The organism is Bacillus mobilis, assembly GCF_001884045.1.
GTDB lineage: Bacteria > Bacillota > Bacilli > Bacillales > Bacillaceae_G > Bacillus_A > Bacillus_A mobilis.
The window spans coordinates 238319-260886 of sequence record NZ_MACF01000046.1; the positions used below are offsets into that span (position 1 = coordinate 238319).

Here is a 22568-nt window from a genome sequence, read left to right on the forward strand (position 1 = left end):
GATAATTTAGTAAATTTAAAATATAATCCAATTATGAACTTGTCACAAAGGGGGAAGGAAATATGGAAACGAGGCAACAATGGGGAACGAGGGCTGGATTTATTTTCGCAGCGGTCGGCTCTGCCGTTGGATTAGGAAACATATGGCGTTTTCCTTATACAGCGTATGAAAATGGAGGAGGCGCATTCTTTTTACCGTACTTATTCGCATTATTAACGACTGGTATTTCATTATTGGCGTTTGAATTTGCTCTTGGGCATCGTCACCGTGGTTCAGCGCCACTTACGTTCTTCCGTATTCATAGGCGTGCTGAATTCATTGGATGGTGGCAAATGTGTGTAACGTTTATCGTTTCAACATATTATGCAGTAATTATTGCTTGGTCTATTTCATATACGTACTTTGCAATTACTGGAGCATGGGGGAAAGACACGCAATCATTTTTATTTAAAGAGTACTTACATGTTGCAGATAAGCCAGGGCAGTTTGGGGGGCTTGTGCCGGAAGTATTAATTCCATTAGCTCTCGTTTGGATTATTGTGCTTGGTGTTGCATTCAAAGGAGTTAAAAAAGGAATTGAAGTAGTTAACCGTATTTTCATCCCTTTACTAGTAGTTATGTTCCTTATTATCGTAGTTCGTGCAGTGACGATGGAAGGTGCGATGCAAGGATTAGATGCATTTTTCAAGCCAGATTGGAGTCGTATTTTTGATGGAAAGGTATGGCTTGCTGCTTATGGTCAAATTTTCTTTAGTTTATCTTTAGCATTTGGAATTATGATTACGTATTCTAGTTATTTACCGAAAAACTCAGATACAACAAATAATGCCTTTATTACTGGTTTTGCAAACTCAGGATTTGAATTATTAGCAGGGATTGGGGTCTTTGCAGCTCTTGGATTTATGGCAAACAATATGGGAGTACCAGTTGATAAAGTAGCGAGTGCTGGTGTAGGACTTGCATTCGTAGTATTCCCGCAAATTATTAATGAATTACCGATGTCACCGTTATTTGGCGTATTATTTTTCTTATCATTAACAGTTGCCGGAATTACATCCCTCATTTCGCTTGCGGAAGTATGTTTTGCTGCCGTATCTGAAAAGTTCAGCTTAAGCCGCCAAAAAACAATTGGAATTATGGGGACGCTCCTCGTGCTAGTTTCTCTTGTTTTTGCAACACGTGGCGGGCTTATGTTCCTAGATGTTGTTGATTATTTCGCTAATAACTTCGGATTAATTTCAATTGCATTAGCGGAAGTAGTTACGATAGGACTCATTTTACGCCGTTTACCAGTTTATCAAAATCACGCAAACTTCGTATCTGATATTAAGTTAGGGACGTTTTGGAGAGTGAGTTTACTCGTTATTACCCCGCTTATGTTAGGGTACATGTTAATTGATGGTACAATCCAAAATATTAAAAAGAACTATGGAGATTATCCAACGGAGTTTGTCGTAACATATGGTTGGTCAATTGCAGCAGCGTTCCTTATCATTGCGCTAATCATTAGTCTGAAGAAATGGAATGCACAAATACATTCAGATTCTGCTAAGCTTGAAAAAGAATGGAAAGATCGGGGTGTTTCATAATGAGTGGATCAGCGATTATGATGATGGTTATTGGTATGGTAGTCATTTGGGGAGGACTCGCATTAAGTATTGCAAATTTATTTAAGAAAAAGGCATAAACTAAAAAACATCTGTACCGAAATGGTACAGATGTTTTTTTATGAAAAAATTGTATTAGAAAAAAATTCAATAACCATACTACAACTACGAGGAAGAGTGAAGAGGTGAATGAAAATTGGAACAAACAATTTATATTAAAATGCGTAATCGATTAAAAGTTTCTCCTATGTATGAAGTGAAGCTGGGTGATGTTGCTCAACTTGCGGGAGACGCTCTCGTAGTTCAGTCGTTACAGGATGAGGTAGTTTACAAAATAACAGCTCATGATAAGACGCATGTCGTAATTGATGTTATGAAAATAATTGAGATTATTAGGAAAAAAGCGGCTCATATACAAATTAATTTACTCGGTTCTGGACAAACTCTTGTTGAAATTATATATGAAAAAAAGAAAGTGCATCCAATTTTCTTCGGACTTGTATGGTTGTTACTTTTCATTGGAGCGGCCCTTGCGATCATTTATTTCCATGAAGATGTAAGCATGCAACAAGTGCACCAGCGCCTATATTACATGATTACGGGAGAATTTAAGGCACAACCACTTTTATTTCAAATTCCTTATTCATTAGGTCTTGGGTTAGGTATGGTCTTATTTTTTAATCATGTATTTCAAAAGCGAATTAATGAAGAGCCGAGTCCGTTAGAAGTGGAGATGTTCCAATATCAGCAGTCACTTGACCAATATGTAATTGTTCATGAAAACAAGGACAATATGAAACAACTTGCCGATGATTGAGTCTGGGCTTGTTATTTTAATTGGTTTAGCGGGAGGGATTGCAGTAGGTAGCGGATATGTCGCATTTTTAGCTGTACTTGGCATAATCCCTCGTCTAGCTCAATTAACGAGAAGTGGAAAGCACATTCAATATTTTGAGTGGGCAGTTATTGCAGGTACGTTAACAGGGGCTTGGTGTAGTTTGAAAAACCTTACATTTCAAACGTCGCAATATTGGCTTGTTATATTAGGGATATTTTGTGGCACATTCGTAGGAATGCTTGCAGCCGCATTAACAGAAGTGTTAAATGTTTTACCTATTTTAGCGAAACGAGTAGGGGTAGAGGGGAAAATTGTTGTTTTACTCGTTGCTCTTGTACTTGGGAAAGTAATAGGCTCGTTGTTTCACTGGATTTATTTCGTAAAGTAGGAGGCAATATATAAATGACAGGGCGAAAACTAAAGGATGATTACATAAATAAAGTGAAGGAGTACCATCCGAAACCAAATTATTTCATAAATTGTGTTAAGGCATTTCTTGTAGGTGGACTCATTTGTACTGTCGGAGAAGTATTGATGAAATTTTATATACATTATTTTCATTTCAGTGAACAAGAGGCAGGAAATCCGACAGTTGCAACGCTTGTATTGTTATCGGCGATTTTAACAGGTTGTGGTGTATATGATAAAATCGGTCAATTTGCTGGAGCGGGATCAGCAGTACCTGTTACGGGATTTGCGAATTCTATGGCGAGCGCTGCGCTAGAACATAAGAGTGAAGGAATTGTGCTTGGGGTTGCTACAAATATGTTTAAGCTAGCGGGAAGTGTTATCGTTTTTGGAGTCGTTGGTGCATACGTTATTGGGTTAATACGATATACTTTTAACATTTTTATGTCTTAAAGGAGGGGCTAGTATGAGGTTGACCGGAAAACAAACGTGGGTATTTCAAAATGATATTTATGTGAATGCAACCGGTACTGCTGTCGGTCCAAAAGAAGCTGAAGGCCCTCTTGGAAAGGATTTTGATATTTCATACGATGATTTACATTGCGGAGAGGAAAATTGGGAACTTGCTGAACGAAGATTAATGTCAGATTCAATTCAACAAGTCTTGCAAAAAGGAAATGTAAAAACATCACAAATTGATTTCTTTCTAGCGGGTGATTTATTAAATCAAACAGTGACAGCAAATTATGTTGCGCGTAAGTGGGAGATTCCCTTTTTAGGGATGTTTAGTGCTTGTGCAACCTCGATGGAGACTTTAGCGGTTGGATCAGCCTTTATAGATGGTGGATTCGCAAATCGTGTTTTAGCGACAGTAAGTAGTCATAATGCGACGGCTGAAAGACAGTTCCGTTATCCAACAGAGTATGGGGGACAAAAACCAGGAACAGCAAATTGCACTGTTACAGGTGCGGGATCTATATTAATTAGTAAAGAAAAAAGTGCCATTAAAATTACGGCAGCTACGATTGGAAAAGTACAAGATTTAGGGATTGCAAATCCTTTAGATATGGGATCAGCGATGGCACCTGCTGCTGCTCACACAATTCAACAACATTTTGAAGATTTGAAGAGAAGTGCAGCAGATTATGATTTGATTGTTACCGGTGATTTATCAGCTATTGGGACACCAATTGCGAAACAGCTTTTACTGGAAGAAGGTTATGGTCTTGGGCATATATATAATGATTGCGGATTAATGATCTATAATTCCGATCAAGAAGAAGTATTCGCTGGTGGTAGTGGTTGTGCTTGTTCAGCTGTTGTCACATATGGTCATTTATTAAGTGAGATGCAAAAAGGGAATTTACAACGGATTTTTGTTGTTGCTACTGGTGCGTTATTAAGCCCGATGATGATGCAGCAGAAAGAAACCATTCCAACAATTGCACATGGTGTTGTATTTGAGAGAGTGAAGGGAGAGTGAATTGTGGATTTTATATATGCATTTCTTGTAGGAGGCGCTATTTGTGTAGTTGGACAAGTATTGTTAGATTTCGCAAAGCTAACACCAGCCCATTTAATGGCTACCTTTGTAGTACTAGGAGCAGCTTTAGATGGATTCGGATTGTACGATAAGCTTATAAAGTTTGCTGGTGCTGGTGCGACAGTTCCTATTACAAGTTTTGGACATTCCCTATTACACGGGGCAATGCATGCGGCAGAAAAACACGGATATATAGGGATTGGTATGGGTATGTTTAGTTTAACGTCTGCAGGCATTTCAGCAGCGATATTATTTTCATTTTTTGTAGCACTTATATGTAAACCGAAAGGATAAATCAAATGAGACGAAGGGTTATTTTGGTCACAGATGGAGATGAATATGCAAAGCGAGCAATTGAGCTTTTAACGAAGGAATTTGGGGGAAGGTGTATTTCAGCATCACAAAGTAATCCAACCAAATTGACAGGGAAGAAAGTTGTTGAGCTTATTATGCAAACGCCATATGACCCTGTATTTGTTATGTTTGATGACAGTGGATTTATTGGAGAAGGATCTGGTGAAAAGGCTTTAAAATATGTAGCTACACATAAACAAATTGATGTACTGGGGATTTTGGCAGTAGCATCTAATACACATCATTGGGAATGGGCACGTGTAGATGTAAGTGTAGATCGAAACGGGAATTTAACCGAATACGGTGTTGATAAATTTGGACTTCCAGATGGTGAAATTGGCAGGATTAGCGGAGATACAATTTATTGTTTAGATGATTTGAATGTCCCTGTCATTGTTGGAATTGGTGATATTGGTAAGATGTGTGGAAACGATGAATGGGAGAGAGGATCACCCATTACTAAAAAAGCGATTCAGTTAATTTTGGAAAGGAGTGGGTTTTATGACGAAGCCTAAAAAAGTAGAGATCCCTATTTCAACTTTCATAAGTGACAATGAAAATTATTTAAAACAAACGGTTGGATTAGGCGTTACATTTGATGTTGGTATTCGTAAATTTCAAATTTTGAATAAAGAAATTGCTGTGTTATTTGTAAATGGACTTTGTGATACCAATTATATCATTCCTATTTTAGAAGAAGCTGTAGATACAAATGAAATTCGAGATGTTGAAGAAGAGACAGTGAAGCTTTTAGAGAATCGTTTAATTCATCAGCAAGTAAGTAAAGTGAAAACGATGGATGAAGTAATGGTTCAAGCGTTATCGGGACTTATTATTATATTTGTGGAAGGAGAAACAGAAGCGTTTGCGATAGATGTTCGTAGCTATCCAGGACGAACACCGACAGAGCCAGATACCGAAAAAGTAGTGCGCGGTGCGAGGGATGGATTTGTTGAAAATATCGTTGTAAATACGGCATTAATTCGTAGGAGAATTCGAGATCCACGTCTTCGAAATGAAATTATTCGAGTAGGAGATAGATCGCAAACAGATATTTGTATTACATATGTACAAGATGTTGCAAATCCAGATTTAGTAAAGATTATAAAACAAGAATTAAATAACATCGATGTAGATGGAATTACGATGGCGGATAAAACAGTGGAAGAATTTGTTGTAAAGCAAAGCTATAATCCATTCCCACTTATTCGATATACAGAAAGACCAGATGTAGCGGCAAATCATCTATTAGAAGGACATGTGTTAGTACTAGTTGATACATCACCGAGTGCTATGATTACTCCAACAACATATTTCCACCATTTACAGCATGCAGAAGAATTTAGACAAAATCCGGCTGTCGGTACATTTTTACGCTGGGTACGCTTTTTAGGTGTCTTATTTTCCTTGTTTTTACTACCATTTTGGTTAGTATTTGTATTTGATCCAACTCTTTTACCAGCAAATCTTGCTTTCATTGGACCGAATAAGATGACGCATTTACCGATTTTATTACAAGTGTTGATGGCCGAAATCGGACTTGAGTTTTTAAGGATGGCAGCCATTCATACTCCAACGCCGTTATCGTCTGCAGCAGGATTAATTTCCGCTATATTAATTGGTCAAATAGCAATCGATGTAGGTTTGTTTGTACCAGAAGTTATTTTATATGTAGCAGTTTCTATGATCGGTGCATATGCAACACCGAGTTATGAATTAGGACTCGGAAATAAGGTTGGAAAGTTATTTGTTATTATTTTGACAGGTCTCTTCCATGAGATGGGATTTGTAATTGGTATGACAATATTGCTTTTATTTTTAACATCGATAAAGAGTTTACAAACACCATACTTATGGCCATTTCTACCATTTGATTGGGGAGCTTTAACGAAGATTCTAATCCGCCCAACAATGTCTAGTTTAAAAGTACGTCCAAGTATCGTAAGACCTCAAAATGTAAAAAGACAAAAATAAACGGGATTATACACCCGTTTATTTTTTTAACAAAAATTTATTGTTTTTTAACAAAAATCAAACATTTTTTGTGTACACTTAGAGTAGATATTGTGTATGGAAGGGGAAGAGGACATGATTAAATTATTTGTAAGTGATTTAGATGACACGCTCGTTTACAATGTGAATCATATGCAAAAAGAAGATGAACGTGCAATTAGTTGGTTAGCTGAAAAAGGGACAAATATTTGTTTTGCCTCTGGCCGCTTTACTCATCGGATTGATGAAGTTGTAAATAGGTTTGCATTCCCGTATTACACAACGAGTTTAAATGGAGCGACGATGTTACTGCCGGATGGACAAATATTTCATGAATCAAGTTTTGAAGATGGGATTGCCCAGGAAATATATCGATATATCCATAAAAAGGGACTAGCAGATATTGTTTGTGCAAATGAGCAACGGTATACAAAAAGAAAGAATGAACATCATCATAATTTTGAAACGTATATGGGCGTGCATATTGCTGAGATAGAAGCGTTAGAAGAGGAATTTGGTAAGACTGTACATCCTGCGAAATTGTTTGTTTTTGGGGAAGAGGAGACAATTGCAGCATTAGATCAAGAGTTACGAGATACATTTCAGAGCGAAGCAGAAGTTTTTATGTCTGGTAAACGCTATGTTGATATTATGCCAAGGGGAGTAAGTAAAGGAAGTGCTTTAAGGCGATTAATGGAACATTTACAAATTGAAGCAAATGAAGTTGCATGCATTGGAGATTCTTTCAATGATATTTCTATGTTTGAAGTAACCCCGCATTCATTTACTCTTCATCATGCTCATCCATATGTGAAGGAGAAGGCAAATCATGTTGTTCGTTCGGTTGAAGAAGCTGTTATGAAATTGCCGTTACTTGTATAAAAAAAGAAGCTCGCTATTAGCGAGCTTCTTTTTACTTGAATAACGATTTAACAAAATCAATGATACTTGAGAAGAAATCTTTAACTTTATCTAGGAAACCTTGCCCTTCTTCAGATCCTAAAAAGGCAGAAACATGTTCTTTTGCTTTATTTAACTGACTGCCAACTTGATTCCAATCGATATTAAGATTTTTCATTTTATCAAATAACGCAACTAAGTTATCTAACTGTTCATCCGTTAATGTAATACCAAGTTGATCCGCAATTTTTTTAATTAATGAACGTAAATCTTCAGTCGTTTTTGGCTGTTCTTTGGCAATTTCTTCTTTAATTTTTGCAACAAGTTGAACTGCTTTTTCTTCACCAATTTTATCGCCGAGCTGGGCTGTTTGCACCATTTCTTCATTGGCTACTTTTTTTACTTCCTCAGGAATTGCTTTGTTCGATGTTGTTTCGTAGGCTTTCATTAAACCGGTTAAAGCAGCAGTTCCTGAAACTTTAAATGGTGCAGTAATTTGAATTTCTGCATCTTTTACACCTGCTGTAATAAGTGCATTTGTGTACATTGCATCTGTTATCGAATTAATGTTTTTTGAACGTACAATGAGACCAGATCCTGGCTTTGTGTATGTAATCATAGAAGAGGAAATTGCTCTCGTACCAATTTGCGCTTTTGGAACAATCCCTTCTAGAAATTTATGTTCTTCCGCATTAGACACAGTAATAATTGTAGCATCTTTTGGTGCTTTCATTTCTTTTAACAGATCTTGTTTTTGTTGTTCAGACAAGTTTTCTCCTAGTGTAACAATTGATTCTCCTTCGATGATGTCTGCAAACGAAGCTGTTGGCATCATAAATACCGTTACAGCTAATAGCAGAGCTAGTAATTTCGTTTTCACGAAAAATCGCTCCCTTTCTCTTTCTAAAATTTTCGGGCAACACAGTTATTATAGTATATATTTCTTATTTGTCACCTAGCTTTTACCACATTTCAAAAAAGAAGTATGTAGATTGTCGGATTCTTTTTGTTTCTAGTCATGAATGTGGTAATATAGTGCTGAGATAGTTGAAAGGAGACATATACATATGAAAACTTTAGGATACATATTAATGGAAAATGGTGAAAAAATCGATTTAGAATTTTTCCCAGAAGAGGCACCAAAAACAGTAGAAAACTTTAAAAAACTAGCAGAGCAAGGATTTTATGATGGTGTGACATTCCACCGCGTTATTCCTGGCTTCGTAAGCCAAGGTGGAGATCCAACAGGAACAGGTGCAGGTGGCCCAGGCTACTCTATCCCATGTGAAACTGATGGAAATCCTCATAGACACCTTGTAGGATCACTTTCTATGGCTCACGCTGGCCGTAACACTGGCGGTAGCCAATTCTTTGTTGTTCATGAGCCACAACCACATTTAGATGGTGTACATACTGTATTCGGTAAAGCAACAAGTGGTATTGAAACAGTATTAAACATGCGTCAAGGCGATGTAATGAAAGAAGTTAAAGTTTGGGAAGAATAAGTGAATGGGAAAAGAGAGCTATGGCTCTCTTTTTTGTTTTTTTTAATAGGAATGGGGATTTCGTTTGCGGTACATGATACAAGTAGTACTGTTATTGTAGTGAAAATATGGCGCTTATGAGAACAAAATTTTAACATATTACATAGAATACATTAGATTACATGTTTCAATAAATATTTTTTATTACATTCATTTCGCTAGAATTCATTTGCTCTCAGGTGATGAATATTGAAGTGATAATGAGTGGTGGCTGTATCTTTTCGCTTTCATATAACAACGTTTCACCTTCTATCTACTTAGCAAAAATAGTACTGAAACATATATTTGACTTTCTTCTTTTCGCTTTGTATGATTATCAAGTTGTTTTAAGCCCTTCTCACTCTGTTGAAAATATTGTAAAATGAATGTGATATGAAAAGAGTGGTTGAGGGGATTAATAGTTTGTAACTTTTGTAAGAAGGGATAAGGGTTATGTTAATTCGTTTTAAAAAAAGTTATGAAAAGATTGCAATGGGGCTTCTTTCATTTATGCCAACGGAAAAAGATGTGAAAACATTACAATTGACTATGAAAGATTATGAAGCAAAAGATGATTGGCAATTGTATTTGTGGAAACAAAACGAAGATTTTGTTGGGATAATGGGGATTGTAAAAAAAGAGAATCAAGTTTTGGAAATTCAGCATTTGAGTGTGAATCCATCTCACCGTCATATGGGTATTGGGACGAAGATGGTACAAGAGTTAAAGAGCAAATTTCTTGAGTTTACAATTTGCGGAAATGAGCAAACAGCAAGTTTTTGCAAAAAGTGTAAAGGGCTTGAACAAAATATACATTCGTGAAAGCAGAGATAAGTAGTTTATTATCTCTGCTTTCTTTTTTGTAATTGCTCGTTTCGTTCAGTAATGACTTCTGTTCGATCACGTAATGTGTGCTTATGTACTATATATTCACTAGAAGAAGCATTCACGTCTTTCCAAGGTAGGTTTTGTTTCTGACATAATTCCATGCAATGCTTTTCTAATGTTGTATCTGATAATGGTAAAAATAACGGTGTGAAATTTTCTTCTTTCTGTATAGATTGCAATCTATCCTTGAGTAAGAATGGGAGTTGTGTGGCATTTATTCCTAAACGTAGTAAAGGTGCACTGTTTTTTTCTAAAATCGTTATGGCACTTTTCATCATTTTTTCTGCGCCATTCCAGTTAGAGCGTCTTTGATGGTATAAAGAAACTGCAATTTGAATGAGACCAACTAAATAATGATCGCGATCTCCTCTTGGTTTTTCTTTCCAATATTCTTCCAGTATTTCATGGCATTCAAAATAATCATAATCTCCGTGAAAATGAATTAAAAATTGTATGTATTCGGTAGGATACATGTTCTTCACCCCTGTTTAACGGTTATAAATACAAGTGTATCATAGAAATATGAACAATAAACGACTAGGGACATATCCCTAGTCGTTATTGTTCATATTAGCAGAAGCAAGCTGCCCCTACAATAATTAGTAAAATAAACAATACAACAAGTAATGCGAACCCACCGCTAAAACCGCAATCAACGTGACCCATAGTTTTTTGACCTCCTACATTGTTCTTACTACACTGTTATCATATGAAGCGATGGGCATGATGACATAGGCATCGGTCTATTTTTAATTAAATTTCTTAAAAAGGTTGGATAGAACATGAGTATGCTCTATACTTATGATGTTATAGAAAAAATGTGGTGGGATGCTTTGTGCAGTATAATTTTAAAGTAGAGGCTTTTGAAGGGCCTTTAGATTTATTGTTACATTTAATACATCGTTATGAAATTGACATATATAATATTCCTGTAGCGGAAATTACAGAGCAATATTTATCTTATGTACATACGATGAAAGAACTACAATTAGATGTTGCAAGTGAGTATTTAGTAATGGCTGCGACTTTATTACAAATTAAAAGTAAAATGTTGTTGCCGAAACATGAAGAAGATGTACTTGATAACGGTGATGACTTTATAGATGATCCTCGTCAAGAATTGATGGAGAGGTTAATTGAATATAAGAAATATAAGCAAGTTGCTACTGAACTAAAAGAAAGAGAACTAGAAAGAGCACAGCTATATACACGTCCGCCAATTGATTTTACATCATTGCAACAAGAAGAGGAGACAAACTTGCCTCTTGATGTTACGTTATATGATATGCTAGCGGCATTTCAAAAATTAATGCGCCGTAAAAAAGCAAAGAAACCTGTAACAACACGTATTACTCGTCAAGAAATACCAATTTCACAGCGCATGACTGATATTTTAAAGCAGTTAGAAATACAAGGTGGTCGTCAAAGTTTTTATGATTTGTTTGTTGATGATGAACGGGAAATAATGGTTGTAACATTTTTAGCGGTTCTTGAGCTTATGAAAAATCAACAAATTATAATTGAACAAGAACATAATTTTGATGAAATTTTCGTATCAAGCTCTACTAAATCTGCATAGAGTTAGTATGGTAAATGAGATAGCAATAGTTATATCTCATGCTAGGTTTGAATGTATCGTTTGGAACAAGAGAAAAAATATTGAACCGAACGCATGAATTGTGATTCGGTTTTTTGATGTGTATTTTTATGGAGAAAATAGGAGGAAGGAGCTCGTGAAATGGATAGAGCAGAACAGAAATCAATCATTGAAGGGCTTTTATTTGTGTCTGGTGATGAAGGAATTTATCCAGAACAAATAGCGAAAGTCCTTGAAATTGAAGGAAATGAAGTAATCGATATTTTAGAAGAAATGCAACAGGAATGTGAAGGTGTACACCGAGGCTTGCAAATTGTACAGTATGCAAAAGTATATCGTTTTGCTACAAAGAAACAACATGCTTCGTACTATCAAAAATTAATAGATACCCCAACAGCTGCTTCACTCTCTCAGGCTGCTCTAGAAACGTTAGCGATTGTGGCATATCGTCAACCCATTACAAGGACTGAAATGGAAGAGATTAGAGGCGTAAAAACCGATAAGGCGTTACAAACGTTAGTTTCACACTTACTTATAAAAGAAATGGGAAGAGCAGAAGGGCCCGGGCGTCCTATTTTATATGGAACAACGAAAGAGTTTTTAGATACATTTGGACTGAAAACATTAGATGATTTACCAGCACTTTCTGAAGAGAATGAACAAATGAATGAAGCAGATTTATTCTTTGGTTCTTTACAGGAGATATCGAAATAAAAGCTTAGCATTTTGCTAAGCTTTTTTTGTATATCAATTTTATACCGTGCCATACTAATTGAAAAAAGGAGACGAGTTATGAGAGGTATGCGAAGTATCTTATTGTTAGTTTCTGTTTTGTTATGCTTTTCTTTAAATAGTACATCGGCCAAAAGATATATGATGTCTATTCATACCACGTCTCCTTTACATACGCAGCGGCAACATCTTGGTAAAATGAAAGTGAGTTTTTTAAAAGTTGGCCAAGGTGATGCAACACTTATTACATTGCCAAATGGACAAACGATGTTAATTGACGGAGGACCTTATGAAGCTGGTGAGGTTATTATTCAAAAACTAATCGAAAAAGGGATTAATCATTTAGATGCTATCGTCAGTACGCATCCTGATATGGATCATATTGGAGGATTGATTCCGATTGTAGAGCAAATGCCGGTATCACTTATATTAGATAGTGGAAAAACGTATAGTTCTTTTACGTATCACACATACCGGAATCATATTAAAAAAAGAGGAATTCCTTTCGTTTCAGTAAAAGAGGGACAATACATACCACTAGATCCGCATGTTTCCATACAAGTATTAAACAATGGGAAATCAAAAGATGAAAATAATGAATCTTCAATTGTGTTAAAGGTACGATATGGAAAAGCGGATTTTTTACTAATGGGTGACGCTGATGTGCGGACGGAAACGGAAATATTAAAGCAATTTGATGTACATGCAGATGTGTTAAAGGTGGGACATCATGGCTCATATACTTCAACAAGCGAAATGTTTCTTAAGAAAGTAGAGCCACAGTTCGCAATTCTTTCATATGGAAGCAGAAATCCGTATGGGCATCCGCACCAAAGTGTAGTGAGACGCTTAAACAGACATGGTATAATGATATATGGAACAAATAAACGTACAGTAGAAATGGAAACAGACGGCGAGCATATTACAATAGGCACTAGTGGATTAATGCCATTACTTAAATGAGTAATAGGATACGAGGATATTCTCCCTTTTTAGAAAACTGAATAACATATATTATAATTGAGAGAGACGCAGCAAGTGTCCTTTTTGTTAAACAAAAAGGAAATTTCATTCGAATGTCTAGACAACTACTCGTGCATATATTAAGATGGAATTAGGCGAATAAGGTAATAATAACAAGTAGGTATTTCATGGGAAAGGATCGATGAAAATGAAAACGCAAGTTGTCATCAATGCCAAAATTTATACAGGTCAAGAAGTAGTGGAAAACGGATTTATTCGTTACGCAGAAAAAATTAAAGAAATTGGTTTGATGGCTCAATATGTATCACAAGAAAATGAAGCGGTTTTAGATGCGGCAGGTAAAATTGTGATTCCAGGTATGATCGATGTTCATATTCATGGTGGATACGATATTGATGCGATGGATGCAAATAGCGATGGATTAGTAACTCTAGGTAAAGAAATGTTAAAAGAAGGAGTTACAACTTACTTTCCAACAACAATGACACAAGCTCCAGAAGCAATCGAAGCAGCACTACATGCTGCGAAGGAAGCGAAAGAAAAAGGAGCACATTTCGAATATATTCACTTAGAAGGACCGTATGTTTCAAAAAAACGTGCAGGTGCACAACCACTTGAACATATTGTTCCTGCGAATATTGAACAATTTAAACAATGGCAGGAAGCAAGCGGGAATCTAATTAAATTAGTAACATATGCACCTGAAGAAGAAGGTGCGTTAGAGTTTGAACAGTATCTTGCTGAAACTGGTGTTGTGGGCACAATGGGTCATACAGATGCAATTGATGCGCAACTAAAAAATAGAAACATTACACATGCAACGCATTTATACAATCAAATGCGTGGATTACATCACCGTGAACCAGGAGTTGTTGGTCATGTGTTATTAAATCCAGATGTAATGGTTGAAGTAATTACAGATGGTATTCACATTCACCCTGATATGGTGAAATTAGCATATAAATTAAAAGGACCGAAAAAAGTAAGTGTTATTACTGACGCAATGCGTGCAAAAGGTCTTGAAGATGGATTATATGAGCTTGGCGGACAGCCAGTACATGTAAAAGATGGTAGTGCTCGATTAGAAGATGGAACGTTAGCTGGTAGTATTCTAAAAATGGATCAAGCTTTCCGAAATGTAATTGAATTTACAGGTTGTTCAATCGAAGATGCGGTACTAATGACATCAGTTAACCAAGCAGAAGAGTTTGGATTAAATCATAAAGGTGCATTAGCGGTAGGAAAAGATGCAGACTTTGTTGTGATGAATGAAGATTTACATGTATATGATACGGTTCGTTTAGGAATTCATATGAAGGAAGGGAAGTAATTAAATGAATATTCTTGTTGTAAAAACTCCAGAAGAACTAGCAGAAGCAGGTTATAAATTAATTGAAGAAGTTGTAAAAACAAAAGAAAATCCAACATTAGGAATGGCTACAGGAAGCTCTCCATTAGGTATTTATGCAGAAATGCGAAAAAATAAACTTGATACAAGCCGTGTAACCACTGTAAACTTAGATGAGTACGTAAATTTACCACATGAAGATAAAAACAGCTATCACTATTTTATGCAAGAACAGTTGTTTGATCATCTTCCATTTAAACAAACTTATGTACCAAACGGGATGGCAAGTGATTTAGAGGAAGAGTGCAAACGTTACGAGGGCATTCTAGCTGCTAACCCAGTTGACCTACAGATTCTTGGAATCGGTGAAAACGGTCACATCGGATTTAACGAACCAGGAACACTGTTTAATTCTCCAACAAACATTGTTGAATTAACAGAATCTACACGCCAAGCAAACCTTCGCTTCTTCGAAAAAGAAGAAGATGTGCCAACTCATGCGATTACAATGGGAATCGGAAGCATTATGAAAGCGAAACAAATTCTACTTGTTGCTATGGGTTCTAAAAAGGCAGAAGCTGTTAAAGAATTATTGCAAGGTGAATATAGTGAAGCGTGTCCTGCTACAGTTTTACAACGTCATCCGAATGTAACCGTAATCGCTGATCAAGAAGCTCTATCTTTATGCAGTGAGGCGATTGCTGATGAACATCGACAAGTATTCACCATTTCCGATCTATTATCAGATTCAAGAGTGGGTGAAACAGCTAATTGAGGACGGCGAATGGAAGCCGGGAGATAAAATCCCATCTGAGAATGAACTTTGCGATAAGTTCGAAGTGAGTCGTATGACAATCAGACAGGCGATTAATAATTTAGTGGAACAAGGTTATTTATATCGGAAACGTGGAATCGGTACGTTTGTCCAACTTCCGAAAGTGGAACAAAAATTGCAAGGAATGACGGGATTCACAGAAGATATGATTTCTCGTGGGATGAACCCAAGTAGTCAATTACTTAGTTTCCGCCTAGTTCCAGCTACTGCGAAAATCGCAGACCGGCTGAGAATACAGGAGGGAGAGTCGGTTTATGAAGTGAGGCGTATTCGCTTAGCTGATGATGAACCGATTGCTTTTGAGACGACATATTTGTCGCCAGCTCTTGTAAAAGATATTAACGAAGAAATATTGCAACAATCTTTATATGAACATTTAGAGAAAAAACTGGGCTTTAAACTTGTTAGCGCTACTCAATCGATTGAAGCTTCAATTGCAACGGATAATGAAGCGGAACATCTGCATATTCCTAAAAAGGCGCCAGTGCTTGTAATGCGTCAATGGTCATATTCAGAAGGTGAAGTACCGTTAGAGTATGTGAAATGTATTTATCGTGGAGATCGTTATAAGTTTATTACAAACATCGCACGTAACAAATAATATATTTCAGTTCGTGAAGTACAGTTAATGTCAAATTGTTTAACATGTAAAGAAAAAATACGACTCATCCTTACAAGGAGTGAGTCGTATTTTTATTATGAGCAATTACGTGGTTAACAGCATCTTTAACTGTATTTACTACATAGTGAGCGTGTTCTTTTACTGCGTCATCTGCTTGAGACATAGCAAAACTGTGAGGAGTTAAAGAAAACATTGGGATATCATTATAAGAATCCCCTATGCAAGCAACTTCATCTGGCTGTATTTGAAACTCTTTTAATAAAACAGAAATAGCAGCCCCTTTACTAATATTAGGTGGCATTACATCTAAACATTGTTCTGCTGAAATGAATGTACTAACTTTTCCGTGGAATTTTTCATCAATTTTTTTCTGAAGGATTTGTAAGCTTTCCTTTGTTCCACCGACAGAGATTTTATTTGGAAAAATTGTATCATCAATTTTCTGTAATAGATGCGGTTCTTCAACAGAAGTCATCGTGACTTGTTGTTCGAGCTCATGAATAAACGGTGTTTTTTCTTCAATGTAATAATTATGCTCATCACTTACATAACGAAAATAAGGATCTTCATTTGTCATTGCTAACAGATCAGGTAGAATACTCGAATCGAATGTTGCGGATAATAGTTGCTCGTTTTCATGTGTGTACACGAAAACACCATTTACACTAATGCGATGGAAATTTGTATTTATAGCTTTCATTAAGTCTGCAATCTCATTATCAAGTCGGCCAGAAGCGAAACAAAGAATAACATTTTGCTCAGCAAGACTACGAAGTGCTACAAAATCCTGTTCGTCAATTAATCCTCCGTGTTGCATCATTGTACCATCGATATCACTTACAAACATTTTAATCATGTTGTTATCCCCTTTCTATGTACAGTTGCTCTTACATTATACGCATCATATATAAACATGTCTAAAAAATGAATTTTTATGAAATGGTAGATGTTTTACATTGACGACAAAGAAGAATGTTCTGTAACATAAAAGCAGGCTATTTAAGTACGAGGGTGGTGTTATATGAGTAATTATCTAGAAATTAAAAAAGTTTTAAATAATAATGTCATCATTGCTAGCCATCCTGAACACGAGGAAGTAGTAGTGATTGGTAAAGGAATTGGATTTGGGAAAAAAGCGAAAGACGTATTGGAGCAAGAACAAATTGAAAAAATGTTTGTTTTGAAAAATGAACGTGATCGTGAACAATACAAACTGTTAGTGCCGCATGTGAGTGAAAAATTAATTGAATTAATGAATGATATTATGTTCTACATTCAAGAAAAAGCAAAATCACCATTGAATGAACATATTCATATCGCTTTAACAGATCATATTTCTTTTGCAATTAAGAGATTAAAACAAGGACTTACAATTGATAATCCTTTTTTAGTTGAAACAAAAATGCTCTATCCAGAGGAATATGAAATTGCTGAAGGTGTTGTAGACCTTTTAAATTCTCGTTTGCAAATTATATTGCCAGAAGGAGAAATTGGGTTCATTGCACTCCATATTTACAGTTCACTTACAAATTCAGATTTATCTTCAGTTAATCAAAACTCCCGTCTTATTGCACAGCTTGTATCTTTAATTGAGACAAACTTACAAATTACATTAGACCAAGAAAGTATCCACTACTTACGCCTTATCCGTCATTTACAATATGCTATTGAACGGGTGAAAAAAGGGGAGAAAGTAGAGGAATCACAAAGCTTTGCTGATTTATTAAAGGCGGAATATCCCGTCTGTTATAATTTAGCTTGGAAACTAGTAAAGGTCATGCAAAAAGAATTGCAACTTCCTGTGTATGAAGCAGAGAGCATATATTTAACGATGCACCTGCAGCGCTTAGTGAAAGCAGAGCATGTGTAAAAAGACATATATTTTTGTCTAAAATGAAAACGTTAAAAAAAATCATTGAATCGCTTACAATAGTTATGTATAATAACTAATGCAAAGTTATACAAATTTCGACAAACACATTAAGGTAAGTAACGAAAACGTTTGCCTTAATTATAGTGAACTTATAAGTAATCCTATTTTTGACACGTGTTACTGATTCGATCAGGCATGAGTGGAGAAAAGTAAGGAATGTAAGCTTGAGAAAGGGATATACTACCCTTTGTATAGCTATCGTTCTATCTTTTTTTCCTCATGTCTTTTTGGCGTTTGTCGGAAGGTATCAATATAGATAAGAGAGGAAGGGTTTCCATGTTTAAGAAGATCTTTGGTGTTCTTCAAAAAGTCGGAAAAGCGTTAATGCTTCCAGTAGCGATTTTACCGGCAGCAGGTATTTTACTTGGATTTGGTAATGCATTTCAAAATCCACAGTTAACAAATGTTATTCCTGCTTTAAAAGCAGATTGGTTCGTAATGGTAGCAAAGATTATGGAACAATCTGGTGATATTATTTTCGCTAACCTTGCATTATTATTCGCAGTTGGGGTAGCAATTGGTTTAGCTGGTGGAGACGGAGTAGCTGGATTAGCAGCATTCGTCGGCTACTTAATTATGAACAAAACGATGAGTGTGTTCTTAGAAGTAGATAAGCTAGTGAAAGTAACAAGTTCTGGAGCAGATCCAGTAAAAATTGGATTTTCTGATCCAGCATATGCAAACGTATTAGGAATTCCAACGCTACAAACGGGAGTATTTGGTGGTATTATCGTCGGTATAGTAGCCGCATATTGCTACAATAAATACTTCAACATTGAATTACCATCATACTTAGGTTTCTTCGCAGGTAAGCGTTTCGTACCGATCGCAACTGCAACATTCTCTTTAGTAGTAGGTATTATCATGTGTTTCATTTGGCCATACATTCAAGGTGGCTTAAATACGTTCTCACATCAAATGATTGATGCAAATAGAACATTAGCAGCATTCATATTCGGTTTAATTGAACGTTCATTAATTCCATTTGGATTACATCACATTTTCTATTCACCGTTCTGGTTTGAATTCGGTCAGTATACAAATGCAGCTGGCGAATTAATCCGTGGTGATCAAAAAATCTTTATGGCACAGTTAAAAGACGGTGTAGAATTAACAGCAGGTACATTTACAACTGGTAAGTATCCGTTCATGATGTTCGGTCTTCCAGCAGCAGCATTAGCAATGTACCATGAAGCACGTCCAGAAAATAAAAAATTAGCAGCAGGTATTTTAGGTTCTGCCGCATTAACATCTTTCTTAACAGGTATTACAGAACCACTTGAATTTTCATTCTTATTCGTAGCACCAGTACTATTCGGAATTCATGCCGTATTCGCTGGTCTATCATTTATGACAATGCAAATTTTAGGTGTTAAAATTGGTATGACATTCTCTGGTGGTTTAATCGACTTTATGTTATTCGGTGTACTACCAGGCCGTACAGCATGGTGGTGGGTAATTATTGTTGGTCTTGTACTAGCAGTTATTTACTACTTCGGATTCCGCTTTGCAATCCGTAAATGGGATTTAAAAACACCTGGTCGTGAAGTAGCAAATGCGAATGACGGCGCAGGTAAAACAGAAGCGGGTGAACTTCCTCGTGAGGTATTAGTGGCACTTGGCGGTAAAGAAAACATTGCTTCTTTAGATGCTTGTATTACTCGTTTACGTGTGCAAGTTAACGAACAAAAGAATGTAAACAAAGATCGCTTAAAAGAGCTTGGAGCAGCTGGTGTACTTGAAGTAGGAAATAACATTCAAGCTATTTTCGGACCTAAATCTGACACATTAAAATCACAAATTCATGATATTATGTCAGGTCGTACACCTCATGTTGAAAAAGAAGAGCCTGTAAAAGTAGAAGAAGCTCCTCAGCAAGTTGATGAAAACGAAACAATCGTTTCACCAATTGAAGGGAAAATCTTACCGATTACAGAAGTACCTGATCAAGTATTCTCAGGAAAAATGATGGGAGACGGATTTGCAATCGAGCCAACAGAAGGAACAGTAGTTTCTCCAGTTAACGGTGAGATCGTCAACGTATTCCCTACAAAGCATGCGATTGGCATTCAATCTGAAGGCGGAAAAGAAATTTTAATCCATTTCGGTATTGATACTGTAAAATTAAATGGTGAAGGTTTTGAAGCACTTATAGCACAAGGCGACAAAGTGAAACAAGGACAACCATTATTAAAAGTAGATCTTGCATTTGTAAAAGAAAATGCACCATCTATCATTACACCAATTGTCTTTACGAATTTACAACAAGGACAACAAGTCGAATTGAAAAAAGATGGAAATGTTAAGAAGGGCGAAAACGCTATTATTGACATTCAGTAGGAATTTGACGCAAAATGTTTATAATTATAATAGGCGATGTGGTTGACCGAACATCGCCTATTATATACAATAGATGATGTAGTACTCACGTCTATACAACTAAAAAATACTGTAATTTAAAGGAGATAAATTATCATGGAAAAAATCTTTAAAGTAACTAGCGACTCAGGAATTCATGCTCGTCCAGCAACTCTACTTGTAAACACTGCAAGCAAATTTGGTTCTGACATTAACTTAGAGTATAACGGAAAAAACGTTAACTTAAAATCAATCATGGGCGTTATGTCTTTAGGTATTCAACAAAACGCAGAAATTAAAATCACTGCAAATGGTGATGATGCAGCTCAAGCACTAGCAGCTATCGAAGAAACTATGAAAAACGAAGGATTAGGAGAATAATGACTCTTAACATTCAAGGGATCGCTGCATCAAGTGGGATTGCTATTGCAAAGGCTTTCAGACTTGAGAATCCTGAATTTAACATTGAAAAGAAATCAATTACAAACGAAGCTGCTGAAATTGCACGCTTAGACGCTGCGCTTGAGAAAGCAAAAACTGAATTAGAAGCTATTAAGGACCACGCTTTTGCTGAGCTAGGTGCTGATAAAGCTGCGATCTTTGAAGCACATTTATTAGTGTTAAATGATCCAGAACTAGTAAACCCAGTAAAAGATAAAGTAAATAGCGAAAAAGTAAATGCTGAATTTGCAATGGATGAAGTTGCATCAATGTTTATTTCTATGTTTGAAAACATGGATAACGAATATATGAAAGAACGTGCTGCGGACATTCGTGACGTAACAAAACGCGTTCTTGCACATTTACTAGGAATTAACTTCTCAAACCCTGGTACAATTTCTGAAGAAGTAATCATCATTGCTGAAGATTTAACACCATCTGATACAGCTCAGTTAAACCGTAAGTATGCAAAAGGTTTTACAACTGATATCGGTGGACGTACATCTCACTCTGCAATTATGGCTCGTTCTATGGAAATTCCAGCTGTTGTTGGTACGAAAGTTGTTATGGAGAAAATCCAAAACGGCGATATCGTAATCATCGACGGTTTAGATGGAGAAGTAATTGTTAATCCATCAGAAGAAACTCTTCGTTCTTTTGAAGAAAAGAAAGCGAAATTTGAAGAGCAAAAAACTGAATGGGCAAAATTAAAAGACCAAGCTACTGTAACAAGTGATGGACATCACGTTGAGCTTGTTGCAAATATCGGAACACCAAATGATGTACAAGGTATTATCGATAATGGCGGAGAAGGCGTTGGTTTATACCGTACAGAATTCTTATACATGGGCCGTGACAATCTTCCAACAGAAGAAGAGCAGTTCGAAGCGTATAAAGCAGTTCTTGAAGGTGTAAAAGAAGGTCAACCTGTTGTTGTTCGTACACTTGATATCGGTGGAGATAAAGAGCTTCCATACTTACATTTACCAAAAGAAATGAACCCATTCTTAGGATACCGTGCAATTCGCTTATGTCTTGATGAGCAAGATGTGTTCCGTACACAACTTCGTGCTAGCGTATACGGTAACTTAAAAATTATGTTCCCAATGATTGCAACTCTTGATGAGTTCCGTCAAGCGAAAGCAATCTTATTAGAAGAGAAAGCGAAACTTGTAGAAGCGGGTACAACTGTTTCTGATTCTATTGAAGTGGGTATGATGGTTGAAATCCCAGCTTCAGCAGTATTAGCAGATCAATTCGCAAAAGAAGTTGATTTCTTCTCTATCGGAACAAATGACTTAATCCAATACACAATGGCTGCAGACCGTATGAACGAACAAGTAGCTTACTTATACCAACCGTATAACCCATCTATTTTACGTCTTGTAAAAATGGTTATCGAAGCGGCTCATAAAGAAGGAAAATGGGCTGGTATGTGTGGTGAGATGGCGGGAGATTCACTTGCTATCCCATTATTATTAGGATTAGGTTTAGATGAGTTCAGTATGAGTGCAACATCTATTCTTCCTGCAAGAACACAACTAAGCAAGTTGTCAAAAGCAGAAATGGAAACATTAGCAGAAAAAGCATTAATGATGTCAACTGCTGAAGAAGTTGTTGAACTAGTTAAAAGCATATAATCAATAAAAAAACCTGAGTCGATTT

Annotated in this window: 27 protein-coding genes; 23 read left to right on the top strand and 4 right to left on the bottom strand. The window is 36.3% G+C overall.

Features of this window, described 5'->3' with window-relative positions; translation table 11 throughout:
• Nucleotides 1-62 precede the first annotated feature (62 nt).
• The 10 genes from BAQ44_RS06360 to BAQ44_RS06405 all read left to right on the top strand — a co-directional run bounded on the left by BAQ44_RS06360 (nt 63) and on the right by BAQ44_RS06405 (nt 7624).
• On the top strand, nt 63-1589 hold the full coding sequence (locus tag BAQ44_RS06360) for a sodium-dependent transporter (protein WP_061679103.1): 1527 nt from the start codon (nt 63-65) through the stop codon (nt 1587-1589).
• Complete coding sequence (locus BAQ44_RS06365; protein WP_000016829.1) at nt 1589-1687, top strand: methionine/alanine import family NSS transporter small subunit; 99 nt, start codon at nt 1589-1591, stop codon at nt 1685-1687. Before BAQ44_RS06360 ends, BAQ44_RS06365 begins: the two co-directional genes overlap by 1 nt.
• Nucleotides 1688-1803: 116 nt before the next feature.
• On the top strand, nt 1804-2424 hold the full coding sequence (gene spoVAA / locus BAQ44_RS06370; protein WP_071721256.1) for a stage V sporulation protein SpoVAA: 621 nt from the start codon (nt 1804-1806) through the stop codon (nt 2422-2424).
• The gene (spoVAB, locus tag BAQ44_RS06375) at nt 2417-2833 is read left to right on the top strand and encodes a stage V sporulation protein SpoVAB (RefSeq protein WP_061679105.1); all 417 of its coding nucleotides are present in this window, start codon (nt 2417-2419) and stop codon (nt 2831-2833) included. The genes spoVAA and spoVAB overlap by 8 nt, the downstream gene beginning before the upstream one ends.
• 14 nt (nt 2834-2847) lie before the next feature.
• Nucleotides 2848-3306 (top strand): stage V sporulation protein AC, encoded by a 459-nt coding sequence (gene spoVAC, locus BAQ44_RS06380; protein ID WP_061679106.1) that lies wholly within the window; start codon nt 2848-2850, stop codon nt 3304-3306.
• Between the two features lie 13 nt (nt 3307-3319).
• On the top strand, nt 3320-4336 hold the full coding sequence (gene spoVAD, locus BAQ44_RS06385; RefSeq protein WP_071721259.1) for a stage V sporulation protein AD: 1017 nt from the start codon (nt 3320-3322) through the stop codon (nt 4334-4336).
• Between the two features lie 3 nt (nt 4337-4339).
• Entirely contained in the window at nt 4340-4690 is a 351-nt protein-coding gene (spoVAE, locus tag BAQ44_RS06390) for a stage V sporulation protein AE (protein ID WP_071721261.1), read from the top strand.
• 5 nt (nt 4691-4695) lie between these two features.
• Nucleotides 4696-5265, top strand: a complete 570-nt coding sequence (gene spoVAEA, locus BAQ44_RS06395) for a stage V sporulation protein SpoVABEA (RefSeq protein WP_071721263.1) — start codon at nt 4696-4698, stop codon at nt 5263-5265.
• Nucleotides 5252-6724, top strand: a complete 1473-nt coding sequence (gene spoVAF, locus BAQ44_RS06400; protein WP_071721265.1) for a spore germination protein SpoVAF — start codon at nt 5252-5254, stop codon at nt 6722-6724. The genes spoVAEA and spoVAF overlap by 14 nt, the downstream gene beginning before the upstream one ends.
• A gap of 96 nt (nt 6725-6820) precedes the next feature.
• The gene (locus tag BAQ44_RS06405; protein ID WP_061679111.1) at nt 6821-7624 is read left to right on the top strand and encodes a Cof-type HAD-IIB family hydrolase; all 804 of its coding nucleotides are present in this window, start codon (nt 6821-6823) and stop codon (nt 7622-7624) included.
• A 31-nt stretch (nt 7625-7655) separates the two neighbouring features.
• Here the strand turns inward: BAQ44_RS06405 and BAQ44_RS06410 are convergent, their stop codons facing one another.
• Nucleotides 7656-8522, bottom strand: a complete 867-nt coding sequence (locus tag BAQ44_RS06410; RefSeq protein WP_000850509.1) for a DUF1002 domain-containing protein — start codon at nt 8520-8522, stop codon at nt 7656-7658.
• A 187-nt stretch (nt 8523-8709) separates the two neighbouring features.
• On the opposite strand from BAQ44_RS06410, the gene BAQ44_RS06415 reads away from it, so the two are divergent.
• From BAQ44_RS06415 to ribT, 3 genes are all read left to right on the top strand, one after another.
• Entirely contained in the window at nt 8710-9147 is a 438-nt protein-coding gene (locus BAQ44_RS06415; RefSeq protein ID WP_000853785.1) for a peptidylprolyl isomerase, read from the top strand.
• 221 nt (nt 9148-9368) lie between these two features.
• Nucleotides 9369-9551 (top strand): hypothetical protein, encoded by a 183-nt coding sequence (locus tag BAQ44_RS31350; protein ID WP_071721267.1) that lies wholly within the window; start codon nt 9369-9371, stop codon nt 9549-9551.
• Nucleotides 9552-9618: 67 nt separating this feature from the next.
• On the top strand, nt 9619-9987 hold the full coding sequence (gene ribT / locus BAQ44_RS06425; protein ID WP_000908397.1) for a GNAT family N-acetyltransferase RibT: 369 nt from the start codon (nt 9619-9621) through the stop codon (nt 9985-9987).
• Between the two features lie 20 nt (nt 9988-10007).
• Here ribT and BAQ44_RS06430 read toward each other — a convergent pair whose 3' ends face one another.
• Together BAQ44_RS06430 and BAQ44_RS06435 are read right to left on the bottom strand one after the other, a co-directional pair.
• Entirely contained in the window at nt 10008-10526 is a 519-nt protein-coding gene (locus tag BAQ44_RS06430; protein WP_071721270.1) for a DUF309 domain-containing protein, read from the bottom strand.
• 97 nt (nt 10527-10623) lie between these two features.
• The gene (locus BAQ44_RS06435) at nt 10624-10719 is read right to left on the bottom strand and encodes a YjcZ family sporulation protein (protein ID WP_000510194.1); all 96 of its coding nucleotides are present in this window, start codon (nt 10717-10719) and stop codon (nt 10624-10626) included.
• Nucleotides 10720-10888: 169 nt separating this feature from the next.
• On the opposite strand from BAQ44_RS06435, the gene BAQ44_RS06440 reads away from it, so the two are divergent.
• The 6 genes from BAQ44_RS06440 to phnF all read left to right on the top strand — a co-directional run bounded on the left by BAQ44_RS06440 (nt 10889) and on the right by phnF (nt 16150).
• On the top strand, nt 10889-11632 hold the full coding sequence (locus tag BAQ44_RS06440; RefSeq protein ID WP_061679113.1) for a segregation/condensation protein A: 744 nt from the start codon (nt 10889-10891) through the stop codon (nt 11630-11632).
• A gap of 159 nt (nt 11633-11791) precedes the next feature.
• Nucleotides 11792-12364 (top strand): segregation/condensation protein ScpB, encoded by a 573-nt coding sequence (gene scpB / locus BAQ44_RS06450; protein WP_061679114.1) that lies wholly within the window; start codon nt 11792-11794, stop codon nt 12362-12364.
• Nucleotides 12365-12442: 78 nt separating this feature from the next.
• Nucleotides 12443-13345, top strand: a complete 903-nt coding sequence (locus BAQ44_RS06455) for a ComEC/Rec2 family competence protein (RefSeq protein WP_061679115.1) — start codon at nt 12443-12445, stop codon at nt 13343-13345.
• A gap of 208 nt (nt 13346-13553) precedes the next feature.
• Nucleotides 13554-14696 (top strand): N-acetylglucosamine-6-phosphate deacetylase, encoded by a 1143-nt coding sequence (nagA, locus tag BAQ44_RS06460; protein WP_063260915.1) that lies wholly within the window; start codon nt 13554-13556, stop codon nt 14694-14696.
• Between the two features lie 4 nt (nt 14697-14700).
• The gene (nagB, locus tag BAQ44_RS06465; RefSeq protein WP_001024205.1) at nt 14701-15489 is read left to right on the top strand and encodes a glucosamine-6-phosphate deaminase; all 789 of its coding nucleotides are present in this window, start codon (nt 14701-14703) and stop codon (nt 15487-15489) included.
• The gene (gene phnF, locus BAQ44_RS06470; RefSeq protein WP_002194085.1) at nt 15419-16150 is read left to right on the top strand and encodes a phosphonate metabolism transcriptional regulator PhnF; all 732 of its coding nucleotides are present in this window, start codon (nt 15419-15421) and stop codon (nt 16148-16150) included. The genes nagB and phnF overlap by 71 nt, the downstream gene beginning before the upstream one ends.
• 70 nt (nt 16151-16220) lie before the next feature.
• Here phnF and BAQ44_RS06475 read toward each other — a convergent pair whose 3' ends face one another.
• Nucleotides 16221-17027 (bottom strand): Cof-type HAD-IIB family hydrolase, encoded by an 807-nt coding sequence (locus tag BAQ44_RS06475; RefSeq protein WP_061679116.1) that lies wholly within the window; start codon nt 17025-17027, stop codon nt 16221-16223.
• Nucleotides 17028-17192: 165 nt separating this feature from the next.
• Between BAQ44_RS06475 and glcT the strand changes: the two genes are divergently transcribed.
• From glcT to ptsP, 4 genes are all read left to right on the top strand, one after another.
• Nucleotides 17193-18041: a glucose PTS transporter transcription antiterminator GlcT gene (glcT, locus tag BAQ44_RS06480; protein ID WP_071721272.1), complete on the top strand. Its 849-nt coding sequence runs from the start codon at nt 17193-17195 to the stop codon at nt 18039-18041.
• Between the two features lie 339 nt (nt 18042-18380).
• Entirely contained in the window at nt 18381-20444 is a 2064-nt protein-coding gene (gene ptsG / locus BAQ44_RS06485; RefSeq protein WP_063260899.1) for a PTS glucose transporter subunit IIABC, read from the top strand.
• A gap of 135 nt (nt 20445-20579) precedes the next feature.
• On the top strand, nt 20580-20843 hold the full coding sequence (ptsH, locus tag BAQ44_RS06490) for a phosphocarrier protein HPr (protein WP_000411080.1): 264 nt from the start codon (nt 20580-20582) through the stop codon (nt 20841-20843).
• On the top strand, nt 20843-22543 hold the full coding sequence (gene ptsP, locus BAQ44_RS06495; RefSeq protein WP_071721274.1) for a phosphoenolpyruvate--protein phosphotransferase: 1701 nt from the start codon (nt 20843-20845) through the stop codon (nt 22541-22543). Before ptsH ends, ptsP begins: the two co-directional genes overlap by 1 nt.
• Nucleotides 22544-22568: the final 25 nt, after the last annotated feature.

What these genes read in the sequence shown, in the direction of transcription:
- BAQ44_RS06360 (WP_061679103.1), top strand. Translation starts at nt 63, where the DNA reads ATGGAAACGAGGCAACAATGGGGAACGAGGGCTGGATTTATTTTCGCA.
- BAQ44_RS06365 (WP_000016829.1), top strand. Translation starts at nt 1,589, where the DNA reads ATGAGTGGATCAGCGATTATGATGATGGTTATTGGTATGGTAGTCATT.
- spoVAB (WP_061679105.1), top strand. Translation starts at nt 2,417, where the DNA reads ATGATTGAGTCTGGGCTTGTTATTTTAATTGGTTTAGCGGGAGGGATT.
- spoVAC (WP_061679106.1), top strand. Translation starts at nt 2,848, where the DNA reads ATGACAGGGCGAAAACTAAAGGATGATTACATAAATAAAGTGAAGGAG.
- spoVAD (WP_071721259.1), top strand. Translation starts at nt 3,320, where the DNA reads ATGAGGTTGACCGGAAAACAAACGTGGGTATTTCAAAATGATATTTAT.
- spoVAEA (WP_071721263.1), top strand. Translation starts at nt 4,696, where the DNA reads ATGAGACGAAGGGTTATTTTGGTCACAGATGGAGATGAATATGCAAAG.
- spoVAF (WP_071721265.1), top strand. Translation starts at nt 5,252, where the DNA reads ATGACGAAGCCTAAAAAAGTAGAGATCCCTATTTCAACTTTCATAAGT.
- BAQ44_RS06405 (WP_061679111.1), top strand. Translation starts at nt 6,821, where the DNA reads ATGGAAGGGGAAGAGGACATGATTAAATTATTTGTAAGTGATTTAGAT.
- BAQ44_RS06415 (WP_000853785.1), top strand. Translation starts at nt 8,710, where the DNA reads ATGAAAACTTTAGGATACATATTAATGGAAAATGGTGAAAAAATCGAT.
- BAQ44_RS31350 (WP_071721267.1), top strand. Translation starts at nt 9,369, where the DNA reads ATGAATATTGAAGTGATAATGAGTGGTGGCTGTATCTTTTCGCTTTCA.
- ribT (WP_000908397.1), top strand. Translation starts at nt 9,619, where the DNA reads ATGTTAATTCGTTTTAAAAAAAGTTATGAAAAGATTGCAATGGGGCTT.
- BAQ44_RS06430 (WP_071721270.1), bottom strand. Translation starts at nt 10,526, where the DNA reads ATGTATCCTACCGAATACATACAATTTTTAATTCATTTTCACGGAGAT.
- BAQ44_RS06435 (WP_000510194.1), bottom strand. Translation starts at nt 10,719, where the DNA reads ATGGGTCACGTTGATTGCGGTTTTAGCGGTGGGTTCGCATTACTTGTT.
- scpB (WP_061679114.1), top strand. Translation starts at nt 11,792, where the DNA reads ATGGATAGAGCAGAACAGAAATCAATCATTGAAGGGCTTTTATTTGTG.
- BAQ44_RS06455 (WP_061679115.1), top strand. Translation starts at nt 12,443, where the DNA reads ATGAGAGGTATGCGAAGTATCTTATTGTTAGTTTCTGTTTTGTTATGC.
- nagA (WP_063260915.1), top strand. Translation starts at nt 13,554, where the DNA reads ATGAAAACGCAAGTTGTCATCAATGCCAAAATTTATACAGGTCAAGAA.
- nagB (WP_001024205.1), top strand. Translation starts at nt 14,701, where the DNA reads ATGAATATTCTTGTTGTAAAAACTCCAGAAGAACTAGCAGAAGCAGGT.
- phnF (WP_002194085.1), top strand. Translation starts at nt 15,419, where the DNA reads ATGAACATCGACAAGTATTCACCATTTCCGATCTATTATCAGATTCAA.
- BAQ44_RS06475 (WP_061679116.1), bottom strand. Translation starts at nt 17,027, where the DNA reads ATGATTAAAATGTTTGTAAGTGATATCGATGGTACAATGATGCAACAC.
- glcT (WP_071721272.1), top strand. Translation starts at nt 17,193, where the DNA reads ATGAGTAATTATCTAGAAATTAAAAAAGTTTTAAATAATAATGTCATC.
- ptsG (WP_063260899.1), top strand. Translation starts at nt 18,381, where the DNA reads ATGTTTAAGAAGATCTTTGGTGTTCTTCAAAAAGTCGGAAAAGCGTTA.
- ptsH (WP_000411080.1), top strand. Translation starts at nt 20,580, where the DNA reads ATGGAAAAAATCTTTAAAGTAACTAGCGACTCAGGAATTCATGCTCGT.
- ptsP (WP_071721274.1), top strand. Translation starts at nt 20,843, where the DNA reads ATGACTCTTAACATTCAAGGGATCGCTGCATCAAGTGGGATTGCTATT.